Origin of the sequence: Streptomyces sp. NPDC002888 (assembly GCF_042888465.1) — a bacterium.
Taxonomy (GTDB): Bacteria; Actinomycetota; Actinomycetes; order Streptomycetales; family Streptomycetaceae; genus Streptomyces.
Window position 1 is genome coordinate 1 of record NZ_JBIAPU010000048.1, and the last position, 26,655, is coordinate 26,655.

Sequence of the window (26,655 nt, forward strand, 5' to 3'; positions counted from 1 at the left end):
CCGCGTCGGGGGTGCCCCCGAGCCGGCCCTTCCCCCCCCTGTCCCGCCGGGGGGGGGGGGGCGCCCGGCGCGGGGGGGGGGGGGGCGCGCGGGCGCCCCCCCCCCCCCCCCCCCCCCCCCCCCCCCCCCCCTACGCACCCCACGCCCTACGCACCCCACGCCCTACGCACCCCACGCCCTTCGCACCCCACGCCCTTCGCACCCACGCCCGTCGTCACGCCCCGACGGCGTGCACACCACCGTCGACATGCACGATCTCCCCCGTCGTCCGGGGGAACCAGTCGGACAGCAGAGCGACGACAGCGCGGGCCGTCGGCTCGGGGTCTGAGAGATCCCAGCCGAGAGGGGCGCGGGTTTCCCAGACCTCGCGGAAGGTGTCGAAGCCGGGGATGTGCCGGGCGGCCATGGTCTTGACGGGGCCGGCCGCGACGAGGTTGCAGCGGATGCCGCGGGGGCCGAGGTCGCGGGCGACGTAGCGGGAGGTGGCCTCGAGTGCCGCCTTGGCCACGCCCATCCAGTCGTACGCCGGCCAGGCCGTGCTCGCGTCGAAGTCGAGGCCCACGATCGATCCGCCGCGCTCCTCCATGAGCGGCAGGCACGCCACGGCCAGCGACTTGAGGGAGTACGCGGACACCTCGACCGCGGTCGCCACCGAGTCCCAGCCGGTGGCCAGGAAGTTGCCGCCCAGCGCGTCCTGCGGGGCGAAGGCGATGGAGTGCACGACACCGTCGAGGCGCGCGTCTCCCCCCACCTGCTCCCGGATCCGGCCGGCGAGGCTCTCGAGGTGCCCCTTGTCCTGGACGTCGAGCTCGACGAGCGGGGCCGGCTTCGGCAGCCGCCGGGCGATCCGCTCGACGAGGCCGAGCCTGCCGTACCCGGTGAGGACCACCTCGGCGCCCTGCTCCTGGGCGAGCCGGGCGGTGTGGAAGGCGATGGAGGACTCCATCAGGACGCCCGTCACCAGGACGCGCTTGCCCGCGAGCAGGCCGCTCATCGTGCCGTCACCTCAGCCTTCCGGTCGGTCTGGGTCGGGTCCGCAGCCTTCCGCTCGGGCTGGGCCGGGTCCGCAGCCTTCCGCTCGGTGTCGGCCGGGTCCGCAGCCTTCCGCTCGGTGTAAGCCGGGTCCGCAGCCTTCCGCTCGGTGTAAGCCGGGTCCGCAGCCTTCCGCTCGGTGTGGGCCGGGTCCGTGCCGGTGACGAACCCGGCGATCTCGTCGACGACCCGGGGGGCGCCGAGGATCCGCCGGTGCCCGAGCCTGCGGGTGACGACCAGGCGTGCCCGCCCCTCGAAGGCCCCGACGATCCACTCCGCCTGCTCCGCGCCGACCGCCTCGTCGTTCTCGTCGTGGATCAGCAGCAGCGGGACGCGCACGTGCGAGGCGTGGTGGAGGACCGAGAAACGGGTCCACATGTCCTCACCCGGGTACAGGTCCCGCTCCAGGCGCCGGCAGATCTCGTCCTGAAGTTGCGGCCCCAGCGCCATGTGGGCGCAGAACGAGTCGACCAGGTACGCGAAGTCCGGCACGGAGCTGATCGCCACGATGCGGTCGGTGCGCAGCCCCTCCGGCAGCGAGAGGAAGGTGGCCAGTACGCCGAAGGAGTGGCCCACGACGGCCTCGAAGTCCCCGTGCGCGCCCTGCAGTCGGGCGATGATGGCGCGGTACTCGACGAGGGTCGTGCTGTCCCCCTCGGACTCGCCGTGCCCCGGCGCGTCGAAGGACACCGGGCTGTAGCCGAGCTCGAGGAGCCGGGTGATGAGCTTGGCGTAGCGCGACGCGCGCGATTCCCACCCGTGCACCAGCAGCACCGGGCGCTCACCGCTGCCCCAGGCGTAGGTGACGACCGCCTTGCCGTCGATGTCCAGCTCGCCGGTCCGCGCGCTCTCGATGACCGCCCGCTCGTCGGGCCGGGGCCTGCTGCGGCCCTGGGGCCGGCGGAAGAGGTCGTACATCTCCTCCCCCTCGGCGCTCTGGACTGGGTCGACGGCCGCCGTCGCGAGATCCATGGCAAGCCCTCCGGATCGTTCAGTGGGAGCGAGATACTAGCACGATCGTTCGCTCATATTTATGGACCAGTCTCGCGCACGGGACTAGAAAAGTAAACGCACGGTCGTGCTAATGTGCCGCCGTCAGCACTCCCGCTTGGAGGACGACATGACGCTCTCGCATCACGCCCCCCGTCCCACGGAGACTGTGACGGACCGGCAGCAGCGCGGCCCGAACCGGTGGTTCTGGGACCACCTGGACTCGGTCATCGACGCCGAGCTCCTGAAGGACTGGCCCACGGAGACCGCCGAGTCGGCGGAATCCGGGAAGGAGCCTCGGACATGACCGACGCGGGAACCACGACCGGCGGGGCCACCCCCGCACGTCTCGGCATCGCGGTCGCCTCCGGCATGCTCAAGGGGGTCTACGGCCACGGCGTACTGTCCGCCTTCGAGGAGCGCGGACTGCGCGCCGACGTGTACGGCACGGCCTCGTCCTCGGGACTGTCCGGCGGCCTCGCCGCTGTCGGCCGGGCGCGCCAGGTCGGCGTGGGCTACTGGCTGGGCGCCGCCGCGGCCGCAGTCGACAAAGGCATGAGCAGCGTGGCGCTCGACAGCATCGCGGAGTACGGTCCCACCCTGCGCGAGGGACTCTTCGGGCCCGGCGCCCCGGAGTACCTGCTGGCCACCAGCAAGGTCACCGACGCCGACGCCGCCGAAACCACCCAGGGACCCGGCGCGAAGGCCCTCGGCAGGCAGCTGCTGCGCAACATCTTCACCGGGGACCGCGGTTGGGTCGAGCAGAACCTGGCGCCCGTCGTCTTCTCCTCGCACGCCGTGCCCGGCGACGGCCGCCCGCGCCTGACCCCGGAGAACTACGACGCCGTCGCCTACGCCTCGACGCGCATGCTGCACGCCTGGAAGATCCCCGCCGAGGTCGACGGGGAGGCGTACGTCGACGCCTCGTACACCTGCTCCTGCCCGGCGCGCGAGGTCGCCGCCCGGGGCGTGGGCGTGCTGATCGCGATCGGCTCCGACCCGTTCCCGCTCTTCCGCGACCTCTACGCGTCCGAGGAGATCGTCGACGGCTCCGAGCTCGACGGGGCCCGCGTCCTCGTCGTCAAGCCGGACGAGGACCTGAAGAGCCTGGGCGTCGACTACGCCGCCGCGACCGCCGAAGGACTCGCCAAGGCGTACGAGATCGGACTCGACGCCGGACACCGCTTCGTGGACGGGCACCCCGAGCTGCTCGCCGCACCGACCGGACACCAGGAGGGCGTCGCGTGACCCACGTCGTCACCGAACAGTGCGTGCACTGCAAGTTCGCCGAGTGCATCACCTACTGCCCCGTCGCCTGCTTCCGTGAGGGCGACACGTTCCTCGTGATCGACCCCGAGGAGTGCATCGACTGCGGCAACTGCGTGGAGGCGTGCCCGGCCGACGCGATCTACCCCGAGGACGAGCTGCCGCCCGAGCTCGAGCCGGCCCTCGAGTGGAACGCCCGGCTCGCCCAGCAGCTGCCCCTGGCCACCACCGACGTCGCGCCGCTGGACGACGCCGAGGAGTGGGTCGGACGGCCGGACAAGTGGCGCAGCCTCGCGGACGAACAGGCTCCCCATGTCAGCTGTCCCTGACCGTATGCCTCCTGTCCCTGACCCGAACGTCGCCGGCCAGAGCTTCGCGCACCTTCTGCACGAGCGGGCCCGGCTCACACCCGACGCACTCGCCTACCGGTTCGTCGCCGACGACGAGAGCGCCGAGGAGATCACCTACGCGGCCCTGGACGAGCGGGCCAGGGCCGTGGCCGCCGGGCTGCGGGCAGAAGCGAAGTCGGGCGCGAGGACGAGTGGGATGCCGGGCGGAGGGCCCGGATCCGAGCACCCGTCCGCGCCCGCGCTGCTGCTCTACGCTCCCGGCCTGGACTACCTCGCCGGGCTGTTCGGCTGCTTCTACGCCGGGGTCCCCGCGGTCCCCGCCTTCCCGCCGGACCCCTTCCGGCTGGCGCGCACCCTGCCCCGGCTCGCGGCGATCATCGAGGACGCCGGTGCCGACACCGTCCTGACCACGTCGGACATCGCCCCGCTCATCACCGACTGGCTGGAGACGGCGGTCGAGGGCCGCGCGCCCCGGCTGCTCCCCACCGACGCTCAGGGCGACTCCGCCGCCGTCACCGCTCCCACTCCGGGCCGGCTCGCGCTGCTCCAGTACACCTCGGGCTCCACCTCGCTGCCGCGCGGTGTGATGCTCGGCCACGACCGGCTGCTCGGCAACTGCCGTGAGATCGCGCGGGGGTTCGGCATCCGCCCTGACAGCGCCGGCGCCCTCTGGCTGCCGCCGTACCACGACATGGGGCTGATCGGCGGCATCCTCACCCCGCTGTTCATGGGCGTGCCCATGACGCTGATGTCGCCGGTGACGTTCCTGCGCCGGCCGGCCGCCTGGCTGCGCATGGTCTCCCGGTACCGCGCGACCGTCACCGGCGCCCCCAACTTCGCGTACGACCTCTGCCTGCGCCGTATGACGGACGCCGACGCCGAGGGGCTCGACCTGTCGCGGGTCGAGCTGACGTTCACCGGGGCCGAGCCGGTCCGGGCGGACACCATGGCGCGGTTCGTGGAGCGCTTCGGCCCGCACGGGTTCCACGCCGAGTCGTTCTACCCGTGCTACGGGCTCGCCGAGGCGACCCTGTTCGTGACCGGCGGCACGCCCGGCGACGGCTGGCGCGAGGCGCGGATCGGACGCGACGCGCTGGAGGCGCGGGGCGAGGCCCGCCCCGCCGACCCGGGGACGGACGCGCGGACGCTGGTGAGCTGCGGGCCGCCCGGCCCGGACACCCGGCTGCTGATCGTCGATCCGGTCAGCAGGGAGCCGCGGGCGGAGGGCACCACCGGCGAGATCTGGGTCGCGGGACCCGGTGTCGCCGACGGCTACTGGCGGCGCCCCGAGGAGAGCGCCGAAACGTTCGGCGCGACGACCGCGGGCGGCGAGGGACCGTATCTGCGCACCGGTGACCTCGGGTTCCTCCTGGACGGGGAGCTGTTCGTGACGGGACGGCTGAAGGACCTGATCGTCGTCAACGGGCGCAACCACCACCCGGTCGACATCGAGCGGGCCTGCGAGGCCGCCGTCCCCGGGATCCGGCGCAACTGCGGCGCCGCCTTCGCCGTCGAGGGCGCGGCGGGGGAGCCCGAGCGCCTGGTGGTGGTCTACGAGGCCGACCCGGCCGACGAGGAGCGGTACGCGGCGGTGCTCGACGGCGTCAGGCGGGCGGTGTCGACGGAGGTGGGCGTGGCGCCGTACGCCGTGGTGCTGGTGCGGCCGCGCACGACGCCGAAGACGTCCAGCGGCAAGGTGCAGCGGTGGCTGGCCCGACGGCAGTACCTCGCCGGCGAGTTGGAGCAGCTGGCGCGATGGCAGCAGCCCCGGCCCTCGGGCCGACGGGACGACCATATCTACGAAGGGGCCGGACGTTGATCGTCAAGGTCAGGGGCATCCTGCTCCGCTTCACCGACTACCAGACCGAGATCGAGGTCGACGGCGACACCGTGCGCGCCGGACTCGACCGGCTGACCGAGCGCTACCCGAACCTGGGCGAGGTGCTGCTCGACCGCGAGGGGGCCGTGCGCGCCACCCATCTGATCGCCCTCAACGGCGAGCGTCTCACCCAGGGCGAACTCGACCGGGAGGCCACCGAGGACGACCGCGTGGACATCGTCACGGCCATTTCCGGAGGCTAGGACCTGTCGTTTGGATCACGCCGCAGACGCGGGGTCTGGCACGCACCTCTGCCGCGTTGTCGTCGGTTGCCGATTCCCCCACTCTCGGCTTCGCTCGAGCGGGAGGGGCCCCCATCGCATCGACGCCCTCCTCCGCCTTGCAGAGGCACGCACCAGACCCCGCTCACCGGCACCGAACAGCGCCGTCACTTCCCTGCGACCTGATCCAAACGAAAGGCCCTAGGAACCGATGCCCCGCAGCTCCACCTTCGAGGCCGTGCTCGACGCGAGCCTGTTCACCCCGACGCAGCTGCAGACCGTCTCGGTCGCGCGGCTGGCGTTCCAGGCGGGCACCCGCTGGCTGCGCGACCACGTGTGCAGCCACCGCGTCCTGGTGCGCGAGCACCGGGTCGGATTCGTGCTGTGGTCCTGGCAGTTGGAGTACGACCGGCCGCTGCGGTTCCTGGACGCCGACGAGGCGCTCGTCGACGTGCGGGCCCGGGTGCGCGGGCCGCGTTCGTCGCAGCTGGAGGTGGAGATGACACTCACCGGGCCCGCCGGGGTCGCGGTGCGCAGCCGGGCCGCCTCCGTGCCGCTGCGGCTCAGCGGCGACGAGGCGCTCTCCGGGGCACCCGCTCCGCTGCCGGACACCGTGGTCGCCGCCTTCCGCGACGACGAGGTGGAGCGCACCCCGCACCTCTCGCCCGTCCGCTCCCTGTGCGCCACGCTCCGGCGCGAGGGCGAACCGCTCGCCGAGGGCACCGTGCCCGTCCGGGTCCACCGCCACCAGTGCGAGGTGGCCGACCAGTGGTACTGGGCCGAGACCCTCGGCTTCGCCGGCGGCGCCCGCGAGGAACTCGTGCGCCGGCACGGCCGCGAGGTCGCGCCGCTGCGCCGTGCGCTGGCCGACGGCATCCGGCGCGTCGACGTCACCTGGCTGCGCGCCGGTCAGCTGTGGGACCTGCTCCACGTCCGCACGACCGCCTACCGGCACGGCGACGACCTGGCCTTCGTGCACGAACTCGCGCCCGCCGCAGAGGACGACGGGGAGCCGTACGCGATCGTGGTGGAGCGCGTATGACCTCCACGTTCGCGCGCGCGCAGGCGCTGGAGCGGGCGCTCGGCTGTCCCTTCGACCCGGACACCGCGATGTCGCTGGCCGGCGGCGTGCGCGCCGACGAGTCGGAGAGCGAGCCCGTCGAGGCCTACGAGGCGGCCTGGGCCGCCGGGCTGCACCGGGACCTGGTCCCGGTCTCCGACGGGGGCCGGCTCGACTCGTTCGAGTCGCTGACCGCCGTGGTCCGCGCGGTCTCCCGGCGCGACCTGGCGGTGTCCATCGGCCTCGGTTCGACGTTCCTCGCGGCCGCGCCGGTGTGGATCTGGGGCGACGAGGGGCAGCGGCGCCGGGTCGCCGAGCTCGTCCTGGACCGTGCCTGGGGCACCGCCGGGATCAGCGAGGAGGCCGCGGGCAGCGATCTGCTGGCCACCGCCACCCGCGCCGTCCCGTATCCGGGCGGACATGTGCTGAACGGGCGCAAGTGGCTGGTCGGCAACGGCCGCAGATCGGCCTTCGCCACCGTCCTGGCCGCGTCCGAGCCCTCGTACGGGCTGTTCCTGCTCGACTTCGACGCCCTCGGCGACGCGGGAGTGCGCAGGCTGCCCAAGGTGCGCACCCTCGGTCTGCGCGGGCACGACCTGAGCGGCTTCGATCTCGACGACTGCCGGGTCGGCGCCGACGCCGTGCTCGGCCGGCCGGGACGCGGCATCGAGATGGTCTCCGGGATGCTCCAGTTCACCCGCACCCTGGTCGGCGCCGCCGGCCTCGGCGTGGCCGACACCGCCCTGCGCATCGCGCTGCGCCACGCCCGCTCCCGCATGCTCTACGGGCGGCCCGCGTCGGCGTTGCCCCCGGTGCGGGCGCTCCTCGCGCGGGGCTTCGCGGACCTGCTGGTGGCCGAGTGCACCGAACTGGCGGCGGCCCGCGCCCTCGACGTGGCACGACAGCGGACGGCCCTGTGGTCCGCGGTGGCGAAGTACGTCGTACCGGGGCTGTGCGTGGACAGCGTGGCCGCGAGCGCGGAGGTGCTCAGCGCCCGCGCCTACCTGCGCGAGGGCGTCGCCGGCGGAGCCTTCCAGAAACTGCGCCGGGACCTCGCGGTGACGCCGGTGTTCGAGGGCACCGAGCTCGTCCAACTCGACACCGTGAGGGCGCAGGTGAGCAGCGCGGCGCGCCGGCGCGGGGCGTCCGCGAAGCTGCCCCTGCCGCTGCTGTACGGCTTCGGCGACCCGGTGGCCTCCCCCGCACCGCGGGAACAGCGGCCCTCGCTCACCTTCGGCGGCGCCGACGAGGTGGTCGACCTGCTCGACGAGACGGTCGAGGCCCTCGGCGACCCGGAGTTGTCCAAACTGGCCCGCCGTCTCCTGCCCGCCCGCGACGAGGCGCGGGCCGTGCTGCACGCGCGCGGCACGCACCGCACGGACGAGACGTACGAGGCGGCGCGCCGGCACTGCCTGGTGCACGCGGCCGCCTGCTGCCTGCACACCTGGCTGCACCGCCGCACCGCGCTCGGCGGCCTCGCGGCCGAGCCGGCCTGGCTCCTGGTCGCGCTGCGCCGGGTCCTGGCACGGCTCGGGCAGCCCGTCGAGCCCGACCCGGCGGCCGAGGAGCTGTTGGTGCGCAGGCTCGAAGACCTCGACGACACCGACCGCGCGTTCTCGCTCGTACCGCTGCGGCTCGCGCCGCAGCACCGGGCACCGACCTTGTAGGAGTACGCCATCACCACGACACCCGCCAAGGCCCCCGACCACGCCGTCGAGCCCGTCGAGCCCGTCGACGGCTGGCTCGTCCCGCTCCTTCGCGAACTGCTCGGCTGGGACGAGGACCTGCCACTGGACCGCACGCTCGCCGAACTCGGCCTCGACTCGCTCACCGCCGCCCAGCTGTCCGTGGAGGTCGAGGAGCGCACCGGCGCCCACATCCCGCTGGAGCGCTTCCTCGGCGACGAGACCCTGGCCGACCTCGCGCACGCGGTCCGGGAGGCCGCGGCGTGACCACGCGGGCCCATGCGGTCGACATCATGAACCGGGGCGTCCTGGGGCACCGCACCCTGGACGAGGAGGTGAGCGAGGTCCGGCGCGAGGCCCGGGAGCGGTTCGCGCGCTTCGTGCTGGAGGACGTCAACCCCGGCACGCACTTCCGCAACCACGCCCGACGGCCGCTCGACAGGCGGCTGTTCGAGCAGGCCGGGGAGCTCGGTCTGCTGCGCTTCTCGCTGCCCGTGGAGGTCGGCGGCGACGGTCGGGACAAGCTCGCCTGGGGTGTGGTCGTCGAGGAGATCGCCCGCCTCTCGCGCGACCCCGGCTTCGCCGTGCTGCTGGACATCAGCGTCGAGATCGCCGAGTTGCTCCTGTCGAGCGGCAGGCGGGAGCTCATCGACCGGTACGTGCCCGACCTCATGGCCGGACGCCGCTTCGGGGTGCAGGGCGCCTACGAGAACCGGGACCCGTACGACTACCGATCCACCGCCCGCCTGGAGGGCGACGAGTGGGTGCTCAACGGGGCGAAACGGTTCCTGGCGGGGGCCAGGTTCGCCGACCTGTTCCTGCTCTTCCTGCGCGACGAGGCGTCCAACGACATGCTGGCCTTCGCGGTGGAGAAGGACGACCCCGGGGTCACGGCGGTGGCCATGGACACCATGGGCCTGCACACCATGGGCCTGGGGCAGGTGCTGCTGCACGACGTGCGGCTGCCGCAGTGGCGGCTGGTGTGGCGGGCGGACGCGCTCAGCGAGCTCAACACGTACGCGCGGATCCGCCGCACGATGAGTGCGTGCGGGGTGCTGGGTGCGCTGGACGGCGTGGTCGACACCTGCGTGGAGGCGCTGTCCGCGCGGCGGCGGGGTGGCCGTGCGGTGCTGGAGTACACGAACGTCGAGCGGTCGGTCGGCGAGATGCGGATGCTGCTGCAGAGTGCCCGGGCGAGTGTCCACCGGGCCCTCGACGGCACCCGCTCCCCCGACCGCGACCCGCACTTCGACGAGTTCGCCACGGTCGCCAAGCACCAGGCCGCCGACTGCGCGCTGCGCATCAGCCACCTCGTCATGGGGCTGCAGGGCGGCGAGGCGTACATGTCCGCCTTCCCCTGGGAACGCTTCACCCGCGACGTCCTCGGCCTCGTCTCCGGCCAGGGCTCCCAGGAGACCCTCCTGATCCAGCTGGGCCAACGCGTCATCACGACCCTGGAGGGCGACCTCGTCCGCGAGGAGGCCACGGAACGGGCCGTCACCGTGCTGGCGGACCAGTGGTGGGCGCTGCATGCGGTGGCCGTGGGGGACGGGCCGGGGGAGTTCGCGGAGGCTGTGCGGGGGTTGGTGGAGGCGGCGCGGCTGGAAGCGCCCGGCCTCGACGAACGACCGCAGGTGAGCCTGCTGCTCGACCGGGCGCATGCCCTGGTCGCCGATGTCCGGGCCGGGCGGGCTCCCGAGGTGCTGCCGGTCGGGCCGGACGGGAGGTTCGGCGGGCGGCTCGGGGAGGTGGCCGCCGGGGCGTGGGGGTTCGTCGCGTGTGTGGTGGCGTACGAGTCGGGGCTGCTGACACGGCTGCTGCGGGCGCGCACCGCGCGGGAGGCGGCCGGGGACCTGCCCGTGGCGTTCACCGAGGGGCTGCTGGCGCTCCTCGCGGGCCGGGGCGTCGTACGGCGGGACGGGCAGGACGACGAGGGGCGCTTCGTCCTGGCACCGGGGCTGGAACAGGTCGTCGTCGGCGGCGGGCGGGGCCGGGCGTTCGCCGCGCGGCTGCGGCGGGCCCTGGCCGGGGGCGCCCTGCTGCGGGCCGGGGTGCGGGCCGTGGGCCGGGAGTCGGTGCCGGGGTGCGGTGGTGAGGCGGCGGTGCTCGCGGAGGTCCTGGTGGGCTCCCTGCTCGGGCGGTTGGAGGGGCTGGCCGTCGCCCTCGACCGCTCCGGCGCACGGGTGGGCTGCGCGGCGGGCGACGAGAGCAGGTCCGCCGCCGAGCTGACGCGGCAGATCCCGTACGTGCCGGTGCTCGACGACACGGACCTCGGCCGGGCCGACCGGCTCGCCCTGGCCTGGCTGCCCGTCGGCGGCCTGACCACGGACGCCCTGCGCGGGTCCGTCACCGCGGCGGCCCGAGGGCTCGAGCCCGGCGGCTGGCTCGTCCTGCCCTGCCCCCTCGCCCCCAGACGCCCCCTGGGCGCCGCAGCACTGCACCTCGCCCTCACCGTCACGGGCGCCACCGCGCCGAGCGACGACGAGGTGACGCACACCCTGCGAGAGGCGGGCCTGGGACATATCCACGTGGCCTGGGAGGACCGTGCGCTCGGCCTGCGGCTGATCGCGGCCCGGCGCCCCTAGGGGCGCGGGAACCGCGCGCCAAGCCACTACGGACCCGCAGCCGAACACAGCACGCGTCGGGGGCGGCCGGAACTCCGGCTGCCCCCGACTCCGTGGCGTCCCCTCAGGCCGCCGCGGTCTCCCTCTTCGCGCGGGCCGCCCGGATGCCTTCCCGGCGGTCGGTGAAGGACGTCGCCTTCTTGTCCAACTGGGCGACGAAGGCGGCCAGTTCCTCGCGTGCCGACTCGCCCGCCGCGCCGAAGCCCTCGCGTTCGAAGACGCGGAGCTTGCGCAGGACGGGCATGATGACGCTGTCGTGGTGGAGGCGCAGGTCGTAGATGCCGGCGATGGCGATCTCCGCGGACTTGCGGCCGAAGTCCTTGATGGTGGAGCCGGGCATCTCGAAGCCGACGACGACGTCCCGGACGACCTGCATGGCGGTGTCGGGGGCCAGCTCGAACGCGGCCTCGACCAGGTTGCGGTAGAAGACCATGTGCAGGTTCTCGTCCGCGGCGATCCGCGCGAGCAGCGCGTCACACAGCGGATCCGTGCTGGCCTGCCCGGTGTTGCGGTGCGAGATGCGCGTGGCGAGCTCCTGGAACGCGGCGTACGCGATCGCGTGGAGCGCGCTGAAGCCGTCGGGACGGTCGTAACCGCCCGACATGTGCACCATCCGCGCGCGTTCCAGGGCCTTGGGGTCGACGGCCCGCGTGACCAGGAGGTAGTCGCGCAGCGCGGTGCCGTGCCTGGCCTCCTCCGCCGTCCAGCGGTCGACCCAGGTGCCCCACGCGCCGTCCTTGCCGAACTCGGCCACCGCGAAGTGGTAGCCGGGCAGGTTGTCCTCCGTCAGGAGGTTGACCACCAGGGAGGTGCGGGCCACCTCCGGCAGCGTGGCCTCGTCGTCGGTCCACGGCTGACCGCCGAGCGGACCGTCGAACGTACGGCCGTCGCTCCACGGGATGTACTCGTGCGGGAACCACTCCTTGGCGACGCCGAGATGGCGGTGGAGGTTGTCCTCCACCACCGGTTGCAGTTCCGCCAGCAAGGAGTGCTCGGCTCTCGCGACAAAGCGGTCGGATCGGTCGATGGGTGGCATCGTGCTCTCTTCTTCACATCGTCGCGGGAGCGTCGACTCCCGGCGCAGACCTGACGGTTACGTGTTCTGTGCGGACCGGGACCGGATCGCGGGCGCTGCCACGGCGGCGGCCACGGCCCCGATGGCGCAGGCGAGGAACACCTGCAGATAGCCCTCGTCGTCGAGGACGCTGTGGCGCTCGAGGATGGCCGCGAGGGCGGCGATGCCGAGGGCGCCACCGATCTGGCGGGTCGTCATCAGCAGACCGGTGCCGGAGGCGAAGCGCTGCGGCGGCAGCGAGGCCGTCGCAGCGTTGGAGATCGCGGTCAGCGCCGCGCCGATGCCGATGCCGGCGAGGATGCCGATGGGCAGCCAGACCGCCGCGTACTGCTTCTCGGTCCCGAGCAGCAGGTACATCGCGAAGCACGAGGCGCTGAAGAGCGCGGAGCCGATGGCGACCGCGGCCCACTGGCTGGCCGGACCGACCCGGCGGCCCACGATCATGGCGCCGATCGCGGCGGCGAAGGCGCCCGGCGTCACCGCGAGACCGGCCTTCAGCTCCGAGTAGCCCCACACCGCGTTGAGGAAGAGCAGGGAGCTGAGGAGGTAGGAGTACATCGCCGCGCCGAAGAGCAGCGAGGTGACGTTGGTGGCCGCGAAGGAGCGGCTGCGCCACAGGTCCAGTTCGAGGGCGGGCGCGGAGTTCCGCTTGGAGAGCAGCAGGGCCACCGCGAACACCACGGCACCGCCGATCAGCAGGCCGAGCACGCGTCCGCTGCCCCAGCCCCACTCGGTGCCCTGGGTCACGCCGAAAACGACGCCGCCGACGCCGAGCGCCAGGGCGAGGGTGCCGACGGGGTCGGGCAGCTTGCGCCCGCTCGGCGCGTCAGTGGTGAGCTTGGCCGCGCCGAACAGGATGGCGAGCCCGATCGGCAGGTTGATCAGGAAGACGCTGCGCCAGCCCCAGACGTCCACCAGGAGCCCGCCGAGGCTCGGGCCCACGGCGGCGGCCATGCTGCCGACCGCGCCCCAGACCCCGATGGCGACCTGGCGGCGGGCCGCAGGCGTGTGCTGCAGCACCAGTCCGAGCGCCGAGGGGATCAGTCCCGCGGCTCCCACGCCCTGGAGGGCACGGGCGGCGATGAGCATGGGCACGCCCGCGGCGAGCCCGCTCAGCAGTGAGGCCACGATGAACACGGCCGTGGACCACAGGAACAGCTTCTTGCGGCCGATGACGTCGGCGACCCGGCCGGCCACGGCGAGCAGCGCCGCGAACACGACGGTGTACGCCGTGACGACCCAGGTCAGCTGGGACAGCGAGGCGTCGGGGAAGTCGGAGCGCAGGTCGGCGAAGGCGATGTTCACGACCGTGGTGTCGAGCACGGCGAGGAACGTGGCGCCCGACGCGACGAGCAGGGCGAGCTTGGCCGAGGCCGCGGCCGCCGCGGAGGTCCGCGACTGCTCGGCGTCCTCCGACTGTTCTGTCTTGGCCGGACCGGCGTCCGACGAGTGGGGTGAGGCGGTCGTCATGCGAGGTGGTCCCTTCGTCTGATGCGCCGCCGTCGCCCGGTCCGCAGCGGCCGCACCCGCCTCACAAAACTAAACGACCGTGCGTACATTTAAAAGAGGGATCCCGCTGATTCCGGCGCGATGAAGCCCATCGCACTGTCGATCACCACCGCCTCGCCCAGCACCTTGCGATGCCCCAGGCCATAGGTGAGAACCAGCTCCGCCTGCTCCCCGTAGGCGGCTTTCAGCGCGTGCGCGTGGTGGACGGGGACCATTTCGTCGCCGGTGTCATGAATGATCCGCATCGGTACGCCGATCTCCTCGGTCCGCACCGTGGCGTCGAACAGCTCCCACGGGTCCTCGACCGCCTGGAACAGCCGGTGTTCGATCCGGAACCGGAGGTCCTGCCACAGGGCGGGCCGCAGCCCCAGGATCCGGGCGAACTCGTCCGGAAAATGGCCGAAATCCTTCACTGCGGCCACGGTGACAAGACGCTCGGCCACCAGTCCGCCGCGCAGCGCCAGGAACGCGCTGGTGGCGCCCAGGGAGTGCGCGAGAACCGTGTGGAAGGCCCCGTACCGCTCCTGGAGCAGCCGCATGATCTCGCCGTACTCCAAAATGGTGGTGGCGTACCCCTCCGAGTCCCCGTGCCCGGGCGCGTCGAACGCGAGCCCGGTCAGCCCCAGCGCCTCCAGCCGCGGCACGAATCCCGCGTACCGCGAGGCCCGTGACTGCCAGCCGTGCACCATCAGCACCGGCCGCGCCCCGTCACCCCACCGGTAGACCCGCACCCGCTTGCCACCCACGACCACCTCCTCGGTCACGGCCCGCTCATGAACGGCCCGCTCCCCGGGCAACACCTCCCCGCGCCGCACCGGACGACAGAACAGCGCGTAAGCCACCCGCCCCGCGACCCCCGGCACCGACCGCGCCAAAGCGTTGAGCCCCGCCCCGATCACCGGCGCACCCCGGCTCATCGCCCCACCGCCACGGCCCCGACCCACCCACACACAGCAGGCCGCATGCCCACTGTCACCCCGTCACTTCCCCGGCCGCACAGGTGTCGGCGCCCGCGCCGACAACCCGACGCGTCAGTTCCTCCGCCGCCCCCGTGTAGGCAGCCGGGTCCAGCAGTCCTTCGAGCTCCCGCGCGTCGAACCGGGAGGCGAGCTGCGGCTCGGCCGCGAGGATTTCCGCGAGGGAGCGCCCCGTGGCGGCGCTCTCCGCGGACGCCCGGCTCACCACCTCCTTGGCCGCGGCCTTGCCGAGGGCCGACGCGAGGACGGCCGCGAGGCGCTCGGAGACGATCAGGCCGCCGGTCAGCCCCAGGTTGGCCCGCATGCGCTCGGGCGACACCACCAGACCGGCCACCAGCTCGCGCGCGGTGTGCGCCGCCCCGCCGGCCAGCCGCAGACACTCGCGCAACGGCTGCCACTCGGCGTGCCAGGCACCGGCCGAACGCTCGTCCTCCGAGAGCATCGCCTGCGTCAGCACACTCGCGTACGCGGGCACCTGGAGCGCGGCCGAGCGGATCAGCGTGGCCAGCGCCGGGTTGCGCTTCTGCGGCATCGCCGAGGACACCCCACGCCCGGCCGCGACCGGTTCCGCCACCTCGGCGGTCTCGGTGCGCGCCAGCGACTGCACGTCCACGGCGATCTTGCCCAGCACCCCGGTGGCCAGGGCGAGTCCGGCGGCCAGGGCGGCGATCGGCGCACGGTGACTGTGCCAGGGCAGGAGCGGGGCACGCAGTCCCGTCTCCTCGGCGAACCTCTCCGTCAGCCGCCGTGCGTACCCGTCGGTCACGCCCTCCCGCCACTCCTCACCACGCGCGTCCCCGTCGCTCAGCAGCTCCCACCACTCCTCCCGGTGCAGCCGCTCGTACTCGACGTACCCCGCCAGCGTGCCCGCCGCGCCGCCGAGTTGGACGACGAGCCCCTCGGCCCGCAGCCGGCGCAGCCGGTCCGTCGCGTCGGTCACGGCCACCAGCCAGCCGGCGGCCTTGAGGCCGAACGTCGTCGGTACGGCGTGCAGCGCGAGGGTGCGCCCCGCCATCAGCGTCCCGGTGTGCGCGCCGGCCAGCGCGCGCAGCGAGCCGGCCACGTCGTCCAGGTCGGCCAGCAGCAGGTCCAGGGCCCGGGCCGCCACGAGCATCAGCCCGGTGTCGAAGATGTCCTGGCTGGTCGAACCGCGGTGCACATAGTCCGCGGCGGCCGGGTCCTTGGCCGCCACCAGGGAGGTGAACGCCTGCACCACGGCCACGACCGGGTTGGCCGCTCCCCGGCTGAGCACGGCGAGCTCGCGCAGGTCCAGGTCGTCGGCACGGGCCAGCCCGGTGATCGTCCGGGCCGCTTCCTCGGGCACGTTGCCCAGGCCCGCCTGGGCCCGGACCAGCGCCGCCTCCGCGTCGAGCATCGCCTGCAGCCAGGCCCGGTCGGACGTGGCCTCCTCCGCGGGGGTCCCGGCGCGCACGGGGCTGAGCAGCCCGGCGTCGATCGTCACGGCGCTCACCTCGTCAGCTCTTTGGTCATCTCGTTGTCCGGCCGCAGGTCCGCGGCGCCCGCGAGCACGGCGTGCGCGATCGCGTCGGAGTCCTGCAGGGTCACGGAGTTCACCCCGGGCCGTATCCCGGCCGCCGTCGCCCAGTGCACGGACTCCGTGGGCACGCCGAAGGCGAAGCGGCGCGGGTGTGCCCGGCCCTCGGCGTCGATCAGGCGGAACGGCGCGTCGGTGACGGCGAGGCCGCCCGTCTCGTACGACGTCCCCTCGGGGTCGCGGATCTCGTGCGGGCGGCACTGCCCGGAGTCGAGGAGCCGGCGCAGCAGCGGGTCGGCGGTGGTGCGCAGGTCGATCTCCGGCAGGCGGGCCTCGATGAGTGTGGTGGCCGGGATCCGGGAGCCGGGGACCGCCGGGGACTCGACCGCGAACACCCCCGCCTCCTCGTCCGCCACGGCCCGCGCGTCGGGGCCGAGCACGTGCAGCACCCCGGCCTCGATCAGGGCGATCGCCTCCTCGATGCGGCTGGCGGGTGGGCCGATGGACAGGAACGCGTTCAGCGGCGTGTACCAGCCGTCCAGGTGCTGCCGGTGCGAGCGGCCGGTGAGGCCGCCGTGGTCGACGACGAGCCGCAGTTCGTTGCGCAGGTCGCGCAGCACGTCGAGCCCCGCCTTGAGCGGGCCGTCGACGTTGCCGGTGCGTGCCGCCAGCAGGTCCGCGTGCAGATGGCCGACCAGCCAGCCCCGGAAGTCCTCCGGCGAGTCGAAGTCGCGTCCCGCGTACGGGCGGGCGATCCGGGTCCAGTCCCAGCGCTCGGCGGGGGCGACGCCGAACTCGTCGAGGAGGTCCCGCTCCTGTCGGCCGCCCGGCGGCGCGGCGAGGTAGGCCTCGCGCAGCCGGCGCGCGTCGCCCGCCCGGTCGGCGGCCGTGAGCAGCGCCGTGTAGTAGACGGTCTCGACCTCCTTGGACACCAGCGGCCACACGGCCTCCTGGAAGTCGACCCCGCCCCGCCGCCGGGACCGCTTGCGCAGTTCCTCGATCACCTCGACGGTGAGCACGGCCGGCTCGTGCCGCCCGTGCGCGCCCTTCTGGTTCTCGCCCCGCGCGTGGAAGGGCAGGCCCCGGCGGGAGCCCGCGACCATGCGGGGCTCACGGCCGGACGGCACGTAGACCAGCCGGCCGCCCCGCCGCTCGAACCGCCCGCCGCGGCCGAGCGTGAAGAGGGCCATGTAGTCGAAGAAGTTGAGCCCGAGCCCGACCAGCGCGACCGTCTCGCCCGGCCGCACCTTCGTCAGGTCCACGTCCGCGGGGTTGGCGGGCGTGACGTAGCCCAGCCCGTTGGCTCCGGCGAAGTCGCCCAGCTCGCGCTGGCGCCGGGACTGCCGTACCGGCAGATGGCCCTGGGCGAGGACGACGACGTCGAGGCCCTCCACGAGCGTGCCGTCGTCGAGCCGCACGCACTGGGTGCCGTCGCTCTCGTCGTCGAGCGCGACCGCGCGGGCGCGGTGCACGACCGTGGTCAGGCCGCTCGGCGCCGTCTTCGTGACCCGCTGGAAGACCCACTCCAGGTAGTGGCCGTAGAAGGACCGGGTGGGGTAGGAGTCGGGGCCGAGCGCGCGTGCCTCGCCCAGGACCCGTTCGTCGTGCTGCCGGCCGCCCATGGGGCCGATGAGGGTGAGGAAGCGCGCCCACTCGTACAGGCTCGGCCCGGGGACGAGCGTGCCCTCGATCCGCACGCTCTCGTCGGTGAACATCGTGACCTGGGAGGCCACCGTGTTCATCAGCAGGTGCTCGGACTGGTCGGTGCGCCACACCTGCCCGGCGCCCGGCGGATACGGGTCGACCACGTGCACGGTGATCGTGATGTCGTCCGGGACCGACGCGGCGTTCGCACACAATCGTTCGAGGACCGAGAGGCCGCGGGGCCCGGCACCGATCACGCAGACGTCGAGCCGTCGGCTGGTCATAGTCACTCTCTCCACTGGTCGGAAGTCGTCGTGGGCCCGGCCGACCGCCCTACGGGTGGCGGCCAAGGCGCCGGCGCCTCATGTCCCCGCGGCAACACCGCTCAGGCTCAGTCCGCCGGAAGTCCGCCCCTGGATCAGGCCGCGTCCCCGCACACCGCGCGCCAGGGCGTCGTTGAGGTGGGCCCGGCCGGTGGGGCCGTGGGCCGACGGGGCCTCGGCCAGCTCCCGCAGGGCGTCCACGGCCGCGTCCAGCTCCAGGGCCAGCTCCGTCAGCACCTCCGCGACCGCGGCCGCGTTCGAGCTGAGGATGTCGGTCCACAGATCGGCGTCGCCCGCGGCGATCCGGGTGGCGTCGCGCAGCCCCTGCCCGGCGAGCTGGAGGTGGGACTCGTCGCCGTGCAGCAGCCGGGCCGCGAGGAGGCTCGCGACCAGGTGCGGGGTGTGCGAGACAAGGGCCACCGCCCGGTCGTGCTGGGAGGGTTCCATCACCACCGGGCGCGCCCCGCAGAGTTCGGCGAGTTCCGTGGCCCGGCCGACCACCCGCTCGCCGGCGCTCTCGGCCGGGGTCAGCACCCAGGGCCTGCCCCGGAAGAGGTCGGCCTGGGCCGCGAGCGGGCCGGACTGCTCCCGGCCCGCCATCGGGTGGCCGCCCACGAAGCGGGCCAGGTCGCAGCCCAGCTCCGCCGCCTCCGCCTGCGGCCGCACCTTGACGCTGGAGACGTCGGTGAAGTCGTGGGCCAGCCCCCGCACCTGCTGCTGGTGCAGGGACGTCGCGACATGCTGCGGGGGTACGGCGAGGACCGCCAGGTCCACGGGCGTGCGGGGCACTCCCACCACCCCCGCACCGAGGTCGGCCGCGGTGTGCGCCGCCTCGGGGTTCTCGTCGAGGAGGTAGGGGGTGATGCCCCGGCCCCGCAGGGCCAGGGCGATCGACGTGCCGATCAGACCCGTTCCGACCACCGCGACACTGCGCATCAGCGGGTGCGCCACAGCACGGGGAGAAACTCGGGGTCCGCGTAGTCCGGCGTCCCCGCGGCGGTCCTGCGCACCACCACGTCGTGGTTGTACGAGACCTCGGTGCCGTCGGAGCGGCGGAAGGAGCGGTAGCGGTTCTCGCCGTCCTGGAGGTGGAAGGAGATGGCGCGGCGCGGCCGGTCGCTCACGTTGGCGCCGCTGCCGTGGTAGGTGCGGCAGTGGTGGAAGCTGACATGGCCCTTCGGGATCACCATCGGGACCTTGCGCACCTCGACGCCGTTGTACGCGGCGTTCTCCTCCAGCATCACGTCGAGCTCGCTGCGGTCGCGCTCGGCGAAGTGCAGGGAGGTCGCGTCGTTCTCGGCGGTCTCCTTCCACTGGTGGCTGCCGTCCACCATCGTGATCGTGCCCATCTCCTCGCCACAGTCGTGGAAGGGGATGAACGCGGTCAGCATCCGCTCGGAGGTGGAGGTGGACCAGTAGTGCCGGTCGAAGTGCCAGGGCACGATGTTCGACTGCTCCCCGGCCACCGGCGGCTTGTAGATCAGGGTGGACTGGAACACCCGTATCTCCTCGGCCTCGGCGAGCCGCGCCGCCACCGCGCCGAGCAGCGGCTTGCGCAGGATGCGGCCGATGGTGTCGTCCTCGTAGTGGATGTAGTCGTTGTGCCGCTGCACCGCGCCGTTCCCGGGCTCCCAATAGGCGAGCTTCGGCGGGCGCACCGGCAGGGTCCGGTCGCGGTGACCCGCGTAGAAACGCTCGCTGGCCGACTCCAGGAGGTCGATCTCCTCGTCGGTGAAGAGCTTCTTGGACAGGTACCAGCCGTGCTCGGCGTAGAAGTCGACTTCTTCGTCGGTGGGGAGGAGCGCGCGCTCCTCGTCGGTCAGCGTGAACGGTGCGGTGTCCTGAACAGTCACGGTCTTCCTCGAGTACTGCGATCGCGGGCAGGGAAGGGCGGGGGTGCGAGGGCGTGGGGCGCCGGGCGCGAAGTCGCCGTCGCCTACTCGTCCGGTGCCGGTCGCGGCGTCAGGCCATCGCCTTCTCGCGGGCCACGGCCTCGTAGAGGGCCTTGATGTTGCCGCTGCCGAAGGTGCGGGCGCCGTGCCGGTCGATGACCTCCCAGAAGAAGGTCTTCCGTACGTGCATGGACTGGGTGAAGATCTGGAAGACCTGGCCCCAGTGGTCCTGGTCGACCAGGACGTTGGTGCGCCGCAGGTCCTCCATGCGCAGGTCGGGCTTGTCCAGACGCTCCGTCAGCTCGTCGTAGTAGGTGCCGGGCGTGTCCAGGAAGGTGACGCCGCGCTCCTCCATGGCCGGGACGGTGGTGACGATGTCGTCGGAGAGCAGGGCGAGGTGCTGCACGCCGGCACCGCCGTGGCTGGCCAGGAAGGTGTCGATCTGGCCGGGCTGACGGTCGGTCACGGGCTCGATGAGTGTGAAGGTGACCTTGCCGGACGGGCTCTGCACCACCTTGGAGTCCATGGCCTGCTCGCCGACCTCGATGAACTCCTCGAAGATCTGGCTGAACCCGAAGACCTTCTCGTAGAAGGCGACCGTCGGCCGCAGCTCGCCCGCCGGCAGGCAGATCGCCGCGTGGTCGACGGTGTGCAGCAGTTGCTCGCTCTCGTCGGGGTCGGCGGCGAAGATGTCCATCGTGCCGGGCAGGAAGTCGTCCCGGTCGCCGGTCCGCTGCACGAACCGGTGGGCGACGTCGCCGAAGCCGAGCACGGAGGCGGTGACGACCTCGGTGCCGCACCGGCCGTGCACGACGGGCTCCTCGACGGCCGTCGCTCCCCGCTCGATCGCCGTCTCGAACGCCTTGGCGGCGTCGGTGACCTCGAAGGCGATGTTGGCCACCCCGTCACCGTGCTGGGACACGTACTGCGCCGCCGGGTGGTCCGGGGTCAGCGCGGAGGTGAGCACGATGTCGATGCCGCCCTGGCGCAGCAGCAGGGACCGGCTGTCCGCCTGGCCCGTCTCGGGACCCGCCTGGCCGCGCACCCGGAAGCCGAACGCGGTGCAGAGGTAGAACGCCGACTGCTGGGCGTCGCCGACGTAGAACTCGACGTGGTCCACGGCTCCGATGTTCACGTGCTCTCTCCCTCTTGCTGTCGCTTGGTGCGGGTGCTGGCCGTGCCGAACAGCAGGCTGACGTTGTGGCCGCCGAAGGCGAACGAGTTGGACAGCGCGGCCTCGACCGGTGTGCGCCGCGCCTCGCCCCGCACGTGGTCGAGATCGCAGGCCGGGTCGACCTCGTCGAGGTTGTGGGTGGGCGGCAGCGTGCCGCGCGAGATGGCGAGGGCGCAGATGGCCGCCTCCACCGCGCCGGAGCCGCCGAGCAGATGCCCGGTCATGGACTTGGTGCTGCTCACGGCCGGGGAACGGTCCCCGAAGACGGCCCGGACGGCCTTGGTCTCGGCGACGTCGCCCAGCTTGGTGGCCGTGCCGTGCGCGTTGATGTAGCCGATGTCGTCGGGCGTCAGACCACCGGTCCGCAGCGCCCCGCGCATGGCCTGCGCGGCTCCCTCGCCGCCCGGCCGCGGTGCGGTGGGCTTGAAGGCGTCGGTGGTGGCGCCCCAGCCGAGGAGGTCGGCGTAGCCCGCGGCGCCGCGGGCGTCCGCGTGCTCGGCGCGCTCGATGACCAGCACCCCGGCGCCCTCCGCCAGGACGAACCCGTTGCGGCGGCGGTCGAAGGGGCGGCTGGCCGCCTCGGGGTCGTCGTCCCAGCCGCTCGCCAGCGCCCGGGCGTGGGCGAACGCCAGCGCCGAGGTCGGGTTGAGCGGCGCCTCGGCACCGCCGCAGACCACCACGTCGGCCTCGCCGTACCGGATCAGCCGGGCGGCCTCCGCCACGGCGTGGGCACCGGCGGCGCAGGCCGTGGAGACGGCCGAACTCCAGCCCCGGATGCCGTGCTTGATGGCGATCCGGGCCGCCGCCATGTTGGGCAGCATGCCGGGCAGCAGGTAGGGGCTGACCGCCGTCGGGCCGCGCTGGACCCGCTCGTGGGTCTGCGCCTCGTACGTGGTCAGGCCGCCCGCGCCGCTGGAGACGACCACCGCGACCCGCTCCGGGTCGGCGTCCCGGCCGACCACGAGCCCCGCGTCGGCGAGGGCGTCGTCGGCTGCGGCCAGGGCCATCAGGGCGAACCGGTCGACGAGCCGCCCCTCGCTGGGCGGCAGCACCTCCCGCGCCTCGATGTCGGGGGCGATGCCGGCGGTGCCCACGGTGCCGTCGAGCAGGTGGCCCTCCGGCGGCCGGCGCAGACCGGACTTGCCGTGGCACAGGGCGTCGAAGGTGTCGGCGGCGCCACGGCCGAGCGGGGTGAAGGTACCGAGCCCGGTGATGACGGCGCCCGAACGCGCGGCGGTCATACGGCCACCTGCTTCGCGGAGGACTCGTGGCCGAGCAGCTCACCGTCGAGGAAGCGCTGGCGCAGCACGAGTTTGCGGACCTTGCCGGTCGCGCCGAGCGGGATGCTGTCCGGACTGACCACGACCACGCGCTCGACGGTGCGGGCCACGTGCGGGTCCAGCGCGGCGAGCACTTCCGCCGTGCGGTCGGCCTCCTGGTCCGCCTCCGGGTCCAGCATGAGCAGGACGGAGGTGACGGCCTTGCCGTCCTTGGGGACGGCGACGACCGTGCACTCCAGCACGTCGGCGCAGTCGGCGAGGACGCGCTCCTCACACAGCATGGTGTAGAGGCGGTGGCCGTCTCCGAGGTCGACCGCGTCCACGAGACGGTCGACGTGGTAGTAGTAGCCGTCCTCGTCGCGGAAGACGAGGTCGCCGGTGAGGAAGTAGCCGTCCCGGCGGGTGCGGTAGGTGGTCACCGAGTCGTTCCAGTAACCCAGCGACAGCGTCGGCGCGTTGATGGCGAGCTGGCCGACCTCGCCGACGCCGAGCTTCTCGCCGTCGTCGTCGACGACCGCCACGTCGGAGAAGGTGTGCGGCTTGCCGATGCAGCGGCCGTAGCGCTTGGTGTCGGGGGTGTGGGTGATGTGGAACTGGGAGTGCCCCATCTCCGACGAGCCCAGGCCGTCCACGAAGAACGAGCCGCGCGTCTGCACCCGCCCCTGCGCGGTGACGGACTCGCGCGTGCCGGTGGCGATGAGCTTGCGGATGTGCGCCTCGTGCGCGCAGTCCCCGGTGTTCCACCAGGTGCGCACGGAGTCCATGTTGCGCTTCGACAGGTCCTCGCCGGCGAGCTCGGACCAGGTGGCGGCGAAGCCGAGGACGCTGGCCGGCTGCCAGGACTCGATGGCGTCGAGCACCAGGGAGCCGGTCTGCCGGGACACGACGGCCAGCTGGGCGCGGTTGGTCAGGGCGAGGTTCACGGCGATGACGGTGGCCGCGTGCGCCGACGGCAGCGCGCCCAGCATCCGGTCCAGGCCCTGGCCCTTGGGCAGCGACAGCCGGTGGCGGATGGCCGCGAACAGGCTGTGGTGGGAGTGGGTGACGGCCTTGGGCAGGCCGGTCGTCCCGGAGGAGTGGGTGATGACCACGGGCTCGTTGGCGTGGTGCCGGTAGGGCTTGGGTGCCTCGGCGGGGTCGCCCTTGCCCAGGTCGGCCGGGTCCGCGAGCAGCGGCGTGGTGTTGCCGGCCGAGGACAGTGCGTCCCAGTGCGGGACGTCGGCGATGACCCCGACGGCCCGCAGTCGCCTGATGTACTCGGCGGCCTGCTCGGCGGGCACCTTGCCGTTGATGAGCGCGGGGATCGCGCCCAGGCGGACGAGCGCCAGGTAGCTGAGGACCTGGTCGGCGCCGTCCGTCACCCAGACGGCGACCGGGTCCCGGGGCTTGACCCCGAGGGCGTGCAGCGCGGAGGCCCGGGCGGCGACGCGCTCGCCGAGCTGGGCCAGGGTGAGGGCCTGCCAGGCCGGATGACCGTCCACCTCGGTGTCGAAGGTCAGGGTCGGAGTGTCGAGGCCGGTGCCCCGCTCGATCAGTGTGGTCAGCACGTTGCCCACGCCCAGCCGTTGATCGGCCGCGAGTTCCGCGCGCTCGTTCTTCGGGTTCATTCCCGGGGTCCCCTAGTTTTCGGGCCTTGTTGTCTCGGTCTTCGCGTACGGCGTCGCCGTCTCGGGCTCTTCGGGGACGGCTGGTGCCGTCCCGGACTCCTCGCGCAGGGCTCTGCCGCCCCTCCCGCCCGCCGCCGTGGCGCGCGGGCCGGGAGGGTGCGCACAGGTCAGGCCGTTGCCGGCCGCGGGGTCACTTGGCCGCGGCAGCGGCGGCGGACGCCCGGTCGACGATCTCCTTGACGAGGCCGGAGACGGTGAGGAGCGCGACGGACTCCATCTCGTCCTCCTCGAACTTCACTCCGTACGTGTCCTCGACCTGGATGGCTATCTCGGCGACGGAGAGCGACTCCAGGTCCAGGCCGGCCGGGCCGAGCGGGGTGTCGCCGGTGACCTCGGAAACGTCGTAGTTCATGTTCTTCAGCGCCTCGATGATGAACTTCTCAACCTCAGCGGACATTTGATTGACTCCTGGTTCATGGATGGGCACCCGGGGCTGGACCCGGACACGGTGACGGTGCTGTGGTGCACCACGGACGGGGACGAGCGCCGAACGGCACGCTCCCTGCTGCTGCGGAACGCAGCCGGGATGCTCGGCGTCCCGGAGTCCGAGGTCTGGGTGGAGCACGAACCCGGCGGCCGCCCGTATCTCGGCGGGGCCGGCGAGGCGTTGCGCGTGAGCGTGGCCCACACGCGCGGAGCACTGGCGATCGCCCTCACGGGCCGGGCTCCGGTGGGTGTCGATGTGGAAGGGGTACGAGAGCTGCGCGCCGAGTCGATGGCCCGGGCGTGGCTTCATCCCGCAGAGGCTGCCTGGATCAGCGGGCTGCCCGAGCAGGAACGCTCAGTGGCTTTCCTGTGGTTGTGGACGCAGAAGGAAGCGGTCGGCAAGGCACTCGGGCGGGGCCTGCGCGGCGGGGGCATGAGCCGTTGTATGCCGCTTCCGGAGTGTTGGCCTCCCGGCCCGCACACCCCGTCGGTCCCGCACCCCCTGCCCGACGTCGACGATGTCGCGTCCTTCGCGGTCATGGTGGGTGACGGCCGCCATGTCATCGGCGTCGCGCTGCACGGTGACGCCGCGGGTGGTTCAGGCGATGGCGGTGGTGTCCGCGTCCAGGTGCGCAGGATCTCCTCCGGCGCCCGGACCTGAGTCGTCGGCCGAGGCCGCGGACCGCACGGCGGCCCGGAGGATCTCGGCGTTGCGTACCGGCTTGCCGGTGACGGTGCGTGGGATCTCGGGCAGGAAGTGCAGCGTGCGGGGTCGTTTGTACGGTGCGAGGCGCGCCGCGAGCAGCGCGGCGAGGGCGTCGAAGGCCTTCTGCTCGGCCACCGTCACGAAGGCCTCGATGCCGGTGCCCTGTACGACCACGGCGTCGGTGACCCCCGGCAGGGTGGTGAGGGCCTGCTCGACCTCGGCGAGGTCGACCTTCAGCCCGCCGATGGAGACCTGCGAGTCCAGTCTGCCGTGGACCGTCAGCAGGCCGGTGTCCTCGTCGAAGCTGCCGGCGTCCTTGGTGCGCAGCCACCCGTCGACGAAGCGGGTCGGGTCGGCCGGTCCCACGTACGGGGTGTCCGGCAGGCCCAGGAGGATCTGCCCGTCCTCGACGCGCACCTTCATGCCGGGTGCCGGGGTGAGTCCGGGGCGGTTGGTTCCGGAGAGGTCCGTTGCGATGACGCCGGCTTCGGTCATGCCGTACATGACGCCCAGATCGGCGTGGTAGTTCCGGGTGAACCGTTCCCATACGTCCGTTCTGACCAGTTCGCCGCCGACGATCATCCGGCGCAGCTGGGGAAGGCGGGGCGGCGTCTGGGGCGCGGTGAGGAGCGCGGCCTGCGAGGGGACACCGAGGATGGTGGTGGGCTCGTCGCCCGCGGCGACGGCCTTGAGGATCCCGTCGACCGTCTGGGTGCCGGGCAGGACGATCTCCGTGCCGGAGGCGAGTCCGTGCAGCAGTCCGCCGACGAGGCCGAGGACGTGGATGATCGAGGCCAGGACGACGGTGCGTTCGCCCCTGCGGGGGAAGCCGTCGAGCCGGGCGTACCGGTCGAGTTCCTCCAGGAGGCTGCCGACCGTGCGGCCGATCACCTTGGAGGGGCCGGTCGAGCCGGAGCTCAGCTGGAGCAGTGCGTGTGGCGAAGCGGCCGGGCGGCCGCCGTGCAGCGGGGTGATGCGGGTGCTGACGTCGAAGAATCCGCGCAGTCGGCCGCTGACTTCCTCGACCGGCTCGACGACCAGCTGCGGTGCGAGCCGCGCGACCGCCTTGCCCACCTCGTAGGTGGTCAACCGGTGGTCCAGCAGCGCGACTTGGGCTCCTGTACGCCACCCGGCGAGCATGGCGACGATACAGGCCAGGGAGGGGGGCATTCGTACGGCGAGCGTGCCCCCGGTCACCAGGCCGGCGGCCCGCAGGCGCTCCTGCTCGTCGGTGACGAGCCGGCGCAGCTCCGCGAGACTCACGGGCCTGCCCAGGTGGAGCGCGGTTTTGCGGCCGTCCCCCTCCAGTAATATGTCGTCGATCCAGGCGCCTTCGACACAAACGGCCCTTTTCGGCACCGCTTCCCCCACTGAAATCCC

At 73.1% G+C, this 26,655-nt stretch carries 24 protein-coding genes; 10 read left to right on the forward strand and 14 right to left on the reverse strand.

Features of this window, described 5'->3' with window-relative positions; translation table 11 throughout:
• Positions 1-214: 214 nt before the first annotated feature.
• Entirely contained in the window at positions 215-994 is a 780-nt protein-coding gene (gene fabI / locus ACFYWX_RS45490) for an enoyl-ACP reductase FabI (RefSeq protein WP_389431357.1), read from the reverse strand.
• Positions 991-2,004, reverse strand: coding sequence for an alpha/beta hydrolase family protein (locus ACFYWX_RS45495; RefSeq protein WP_389431359.1), 1,014 nt, complete (start codon positions 2,002-2,004; stop codon positions 991-993). Before ACFYWX_RS45495 ends, fabI begins: the two co-directional genes overlap by 4 nt.
• A gap of 148 nt (positions 2,005-2,152) precedes the next feature.
• Here ACFYWX_RS45495 and ACFYWX_RS45500 point away from each other — a divergent pair, with 148 nt between their 5' ends.
• From ACFYWX_RS45500 to ACFYWX_RS45540, 9 genes are all read left to right on the forward strand, one after another.
• Positions 2,153-2,329: a hypothetical protein gene (locus ACFYWX_RS45500; RefSeq protein ID WP_389431360.1), complete on the forward strand. Its 177-nt coding sequence runs from the start codon at positions 2,153-2,155 to the stop codon at positions 2,327-2,329.
• Positions 2,326-3,270, forward strand: a complete 945-nt coding sequence (locus tag ACFYWX_RS45505; RefSeq protein WP_389431361.1) for a hypothetical protein — start codon at positions 2,326-2,328, stop codon at positions 3,268-3,270. The genes ACFYWX_RS45500 and ACFYWX_RS45505 overlap by 4 nt, the downstream gene beginning before the upstream one ends.
• Positions 3,267-3,617: a 4Fe-4S dicluster domain-containing protein gene (locus ACFYWX_RS45510; protein ID WP_389431363.1), complete on the forward strand. Its 351-nt coding sequence runs from the start codon at positions 3,267-3,269 to the stop codon at positions 3,615-3,617. The genes ACFYWX_RS45505 and ACFYWX_RS45510 overlap by 4 nt, the downstream gene beginning before the upstream one ends.
• Positions 3,618-3,621: 4 nt before the next feature.
• The gene (locus ACFYWX_RS45515; RefSeq protein ID WP_389431364.1) at positions 3,622-5,457 is read left to right on the forward strand and encodes a fatty acyl-AMP ligase; all 1,836 of its coding nucleotides are present in this window, start codon (positions 3,622-3,624) and stop codon (positions 5,455-5,457) included.
• Positions 5,454-5,720, forward strand: coding sequence for a MoaD/ThiS family protein (locus tag ACFYWX_RS45520; protein WP_389431365.1), 267 nt, complete (start codon positions 5,454-5,456; stop codon positions 5,718-5,720). The genes ACFYWX_RS45515 and ACFYWX_RS45520 overlap by 4 nt, the downstream gene beginning before the upstream one ends.
• A gap of 229 nt (positions 5,721-5,949) precedes the next feature.
• On the forward strand, positions 5,950-6,780 hold the full coding sequence (locus tag ACFYWX_RS45525; RefSeq protein ID WP_389431366.1) for an acyl-CoA thioesterase: 831 nt from the start codon (positions 5,950-5,952) through the stop codon (positions 6,778-6,780).
• Entirely contained in the window at positions 6,777-8,465 is a 1,689-nt protein-coding gene (locus ACFYWX_RS45530) for an acyl-CoA dehydrogenase family protein (RefSeq protein WP_389431367.1), read from the forward strand. The genes ACFYWX_RS45525 and ACFYWX_RS45530 overlap by 4 nt, the downstream gene beginning before the upstream one ends.
• Before the next feature lie 123 nt (positions 8,466-8,588).
• On the forward strand, positions 8,589-8,750 hold the full coding sequence (locus ACFYWX_RS45535) for an acyl carrier protein (protein WP_389431428.1): 162 nt from the start codon (positions 8,589-8,591) through the stop codon (positions 8,748-8,750).
• Entirely contained in the window at positions 8,747-11,068 is a 2,322-nt protein-coding gene (locus ACFYWX_RS45540; RefSeq protein ID WP_389431368.1) for an acyl-CoA dehydrogenase family protein, read from the forward strand. Before ACFYWX_RS45535 ends, ACFYWX_RS45540 begins: the two co-directional genes overlap by 4 nt.
• 103 nt (positions 11,069-11,171) lie before the next feature.
• On the opposite strand, the gene ACFYWX_RS45545 is transcribed toward ACFYWX_RS45540, so the two are convergent.
• The 11 genes from ACFYWX_RS45545 to ACFYWX_RS45595 form a co-directional block, all read right to left on the reverse strand.
• The gene (locus tag ACFYWX_RS45545; RefSeq protein WP_389431369.1) at positions 11,172-12,143 is read right to left on the reverse strand and encodes an acyl-ACP desaturase; all 972 of its coding nucleotides are present in this window, start codon (positions 12,141-12,143) and stop codon (positions 11,172-11,174) included.
• Positions 12,144-12,200: 57 nt separating this feature from the next.
• Positions 12,201-13,652 carry a DHA2 family efflux MFS transporter permease subunit gene (locus tag ACFYWX_RS45550; protein WP_389431371.1) on the reverse strand — a complete coding sequence of 484 codons (1,452 nt, stop codon included), beginning with the start codon at positions 13,650-13,652 and terminating at the stop codon, positions 12,201-12,203.
• Between the two features lie 89 nt (positions 13,653-13,741).
• Entirely contained in the window at positions 13,742-14,455 is a 714-nt protein-coding gene (locus tag ACFYWX_RS45555; protein WP_389431373.1) for an alpha/beta hydrolase, read from the reverse strand.
• A 208-nt stretch (positions 14,456-14,663) separates the two neighbouring features.
• Positions 14,664-16,130, reverse strand: a complete 1,467-nt coding sequence (locus tag ACFYWX_RS45560; protein WP_389431374.1) for an adenylosuccinate lyase family protein — start codon at positions 16,128-16,130, stop codon at positions 14,664-14,666.
• A gap of 5 nt (positions 16,131-16,135) precedes the next feature.
• Positions 16,136-18,091: an FAD/NAD(P)-binding protein gene (locus ACFYWX_RS45565; RefSeq protein ID WP_389431375.1), complete on the reverse strand. Its 1,956-nt coding sequence runs from the start codon at positions 18,089-18,091 to the stop codon at positions 16,136-16,138.
• Positions 18,092-18,169: 78 nt separating this feature from the next.
• A complete protein-coding gene (locus ACFYWX_RS45570) occupies positions 18,170-19,066 on the reverse strand; it encodes a prephenate dehydrogenase (protein WP_389431376.1) in 897 nt (298 codons plus the stop codon).
• Positions 19,066-19,983: a phytanoyl-CoA dioxygenase family protein gene (locus tag ACFYWX_RS45575; RefSeq protein ID WP_389431378.1), complete on the reverse strand. Its 918-nt coding sequence runs from the start codon at positions 19,981-19,983 to the stop codon at positions 19,066-19,068. The genes ACFYWX_RS45570 and ACFYWX_RS45575 overlap by 1 nt, the downstream gene beginning before the upstream one ends.
• A gap of 109 nt (positions 19,984-20,092) precedes the next feature.
• Positions 20,093-21,157, reverse strand: coding sequence for a 4-hydroxyphenylpyruvate dioxygenase (hppD, locus tag ACFYWX_RS45580; protein ID WP_389431379.1), 1,065 nt, complete (start codon positions 21,155-21,157; stop codon positions 20,093-20,095).
• A complete protein-coding gene (locus ACFYWX_RS45585) occupies positions 21,154-22,437 on the reverse strand; it encodes a beta-ketoacyl-[acyl-carrier-protein] synthase family protein (protein WP_389431380.1) in 1,284 nt (427 codons plus the stop codon). The genes hppD and ACFYWX_RS45585 overlap by 4 nt, the downstream gene beginning before the upstream one ends.
• A complete protein-coding gene (locus ACFYWX_RS45590; RefSeq protein ID WP_389431382.1) occupies positions 22,434-24,083 on the reverse strand; it encodes a class I adenylate-forming enzyme family protein in 1,650 nt (549 codons plus the stop codon). Before ACFYWX_RS45590 ends, ACFYWX_RS45585 begins: the two co-directional genes overlap by 4 nt.
• A gap of 190 nt (positions 24,084-24,273) precedes the next feature.
• Positions 24,274-24,540 carry a phosphopantetheine-binding protein gene (locus ACFYWX_RS45595; protein ID WP_383728358.1) on the reverse strand — a complete coding sequence of 89 codons (267 nt, stop codon included), beginning with the start codon at positions 24,538-24,540 and terminating at the stop codon, positions 24,274-24,276.
• A gap of 18 nt (positions 24,541-24,558) precedes the next feature.
• Between ACFYWX_RS45595 and ACFYWX_RS45600 the strand changes: the two genes are divergently transcribed.
• A complete protein-coding gene (locus tag ACFYWX_RS45600) occupies positions 24,559-25,230 on the forward strand; it encodes a 4'-phosphopantetheinyl transferase family protein (RefSeq protein WP_389431384.1) in 672 nt (223 codons plus the stop codon).
• Here the strand turns inward: ACFYWX_RS45600 and ACFYWX_RS45605 are convergent.
• The gene (locus ACFYWX_RS45605; RefSeq protein ID WP_389431385.1) at positions 25,168-26,538 is read right to left on the reverse strand and encodes a class I adenylate-forming enzyme family protein; all 1,371 of its coding nucleotides are present in this window, start codon (positions 26,536-26,538) and stop codon (positions 25,168-25,170) included. The genes ACFYWX_RS45600 and ACFYWX_RS45605 overlap by 63 nt on opposite strands.
• Positions 26,539-26,655 lie beyond the last annotated feature (117 nt).

What these genes read in the sequence shown, in the direction of transcription:
- fabI (WP_389431357.1), bottom strand. Translation starts at nt 994, where the DNA reads ATGAGCGGCCTGCTCGCGGGCAAGCGCGTCCTGGTGACGGGCGTCCTG.
- ACFYWX_RS45590 (WP_389431382.1), bottom strand. Translation starts at nt 24,083, where the DNA reads ATGAACCCGAAGAACGAGCGCGCGGAACTCGCGGCCGATCAACGGCTG.
- ACFYWX_RS45495 (WP_389431359.1), bottom strand. Translation starts at nt 2,004, where the DNA reads ATGGATCTCGCGACGGCGGCCGTCGACCCAGTCCAGAGCGCCGAGGGG.
- ACFYWX_RS45600 (WP_389431384.1), top strand. Translation starts at nt 24,559, where the DNA reads ATGGATGGGCACCCGGGGCTGGACCCGGACACGGTGACGGTGCTGTGG.
- ACFYWX_RS45550 (WP_389431371.1), bottom strand. Translation starts at nt 13,652, where the DNA reads ATGACGACCGCCTCACCCCACTCGTCGGACGCCGGTCCGGCCAAGACA.
- ACFYWX_RS45525 (WP_389431366.1), top strand. Translation starts at nt 5,950, where the DNA reads ATGCCCCGCAGCTCCACCTTCGAGGCCGTGCTCGACGCGAGCCTGTTC.
- ACFYWX_RS45545 (WP_389431369.1), bottom strand. Translation starts at nt 12,143, where the DNA reads ATGCCACCCATCGACCGATCCGACCGCTTTGTCGCGAGAGCCGAGCAC.
- ACFYWX_RS45595 (WP_383728358.1), bottom strand. Translation starts at nt 24,540, where the DNA reads ATGTCCGCTGAGGTTGAGAAGTTCATCATCGAGGCGCTGAAGAACATG.
- ACFYWX_RS45505 (WP_389431361.1), top strand. Translation starts at nt 2,326, where the DNA reads ATGACCGACGCGGGAACCACGACCGGCGGGGCCACCCCCGCACGTCTC.
- ACFYWX_RS45530 (WP_389431367.1), top strand. Translation starts at nt 6,777, where the DNA reads ATGACCTCCACGTTCGCGCGCGCGCAGGCGCTGGAGCGGGCGCTCGGC.
- ACFYWX_RS45565 (WP_389431375.1), bottom strand. Translation starts at nt 18,091, where the DNA reads ATGACCAGCCGACGGCTCGACGTCTGCGTGATCGGTGCCGGGCCCCGC.
- ACFYWX_RS45585 (WP_389431380.1), bottom strand. Translation starts at nt 22,437, where the DNA reads ATGACCGCCGCGCGTTCGGGCGCCGTCATCACCGGGCTCGGTACCTTC.
- ACFYWX_RS45515 (WP_389431364.1), top strand. Translation starts at nt 3,622, where the DNA reads ATGCCTCCTGTCCCTGACCCGAACGTCGCCGGCCAGAGCTTCGCGCAC.
- ACFYWX_RS45500 (WP_389431360.1), top strand. Translation starts at nt 2,153, where the DNA reads ATGACGCTCTCGCATCACGCCCCCCGTCCCACGGAGACTGTGACGGAC.
- ACFYWX_RS45570 (WP_389431376.1), bottom strand. Translation starts at nt 19,066, where the DNA reads ATGCGCAGTGTCGCGGTGGTCGGAACGGGTCTGATCGGCACGTCGATC.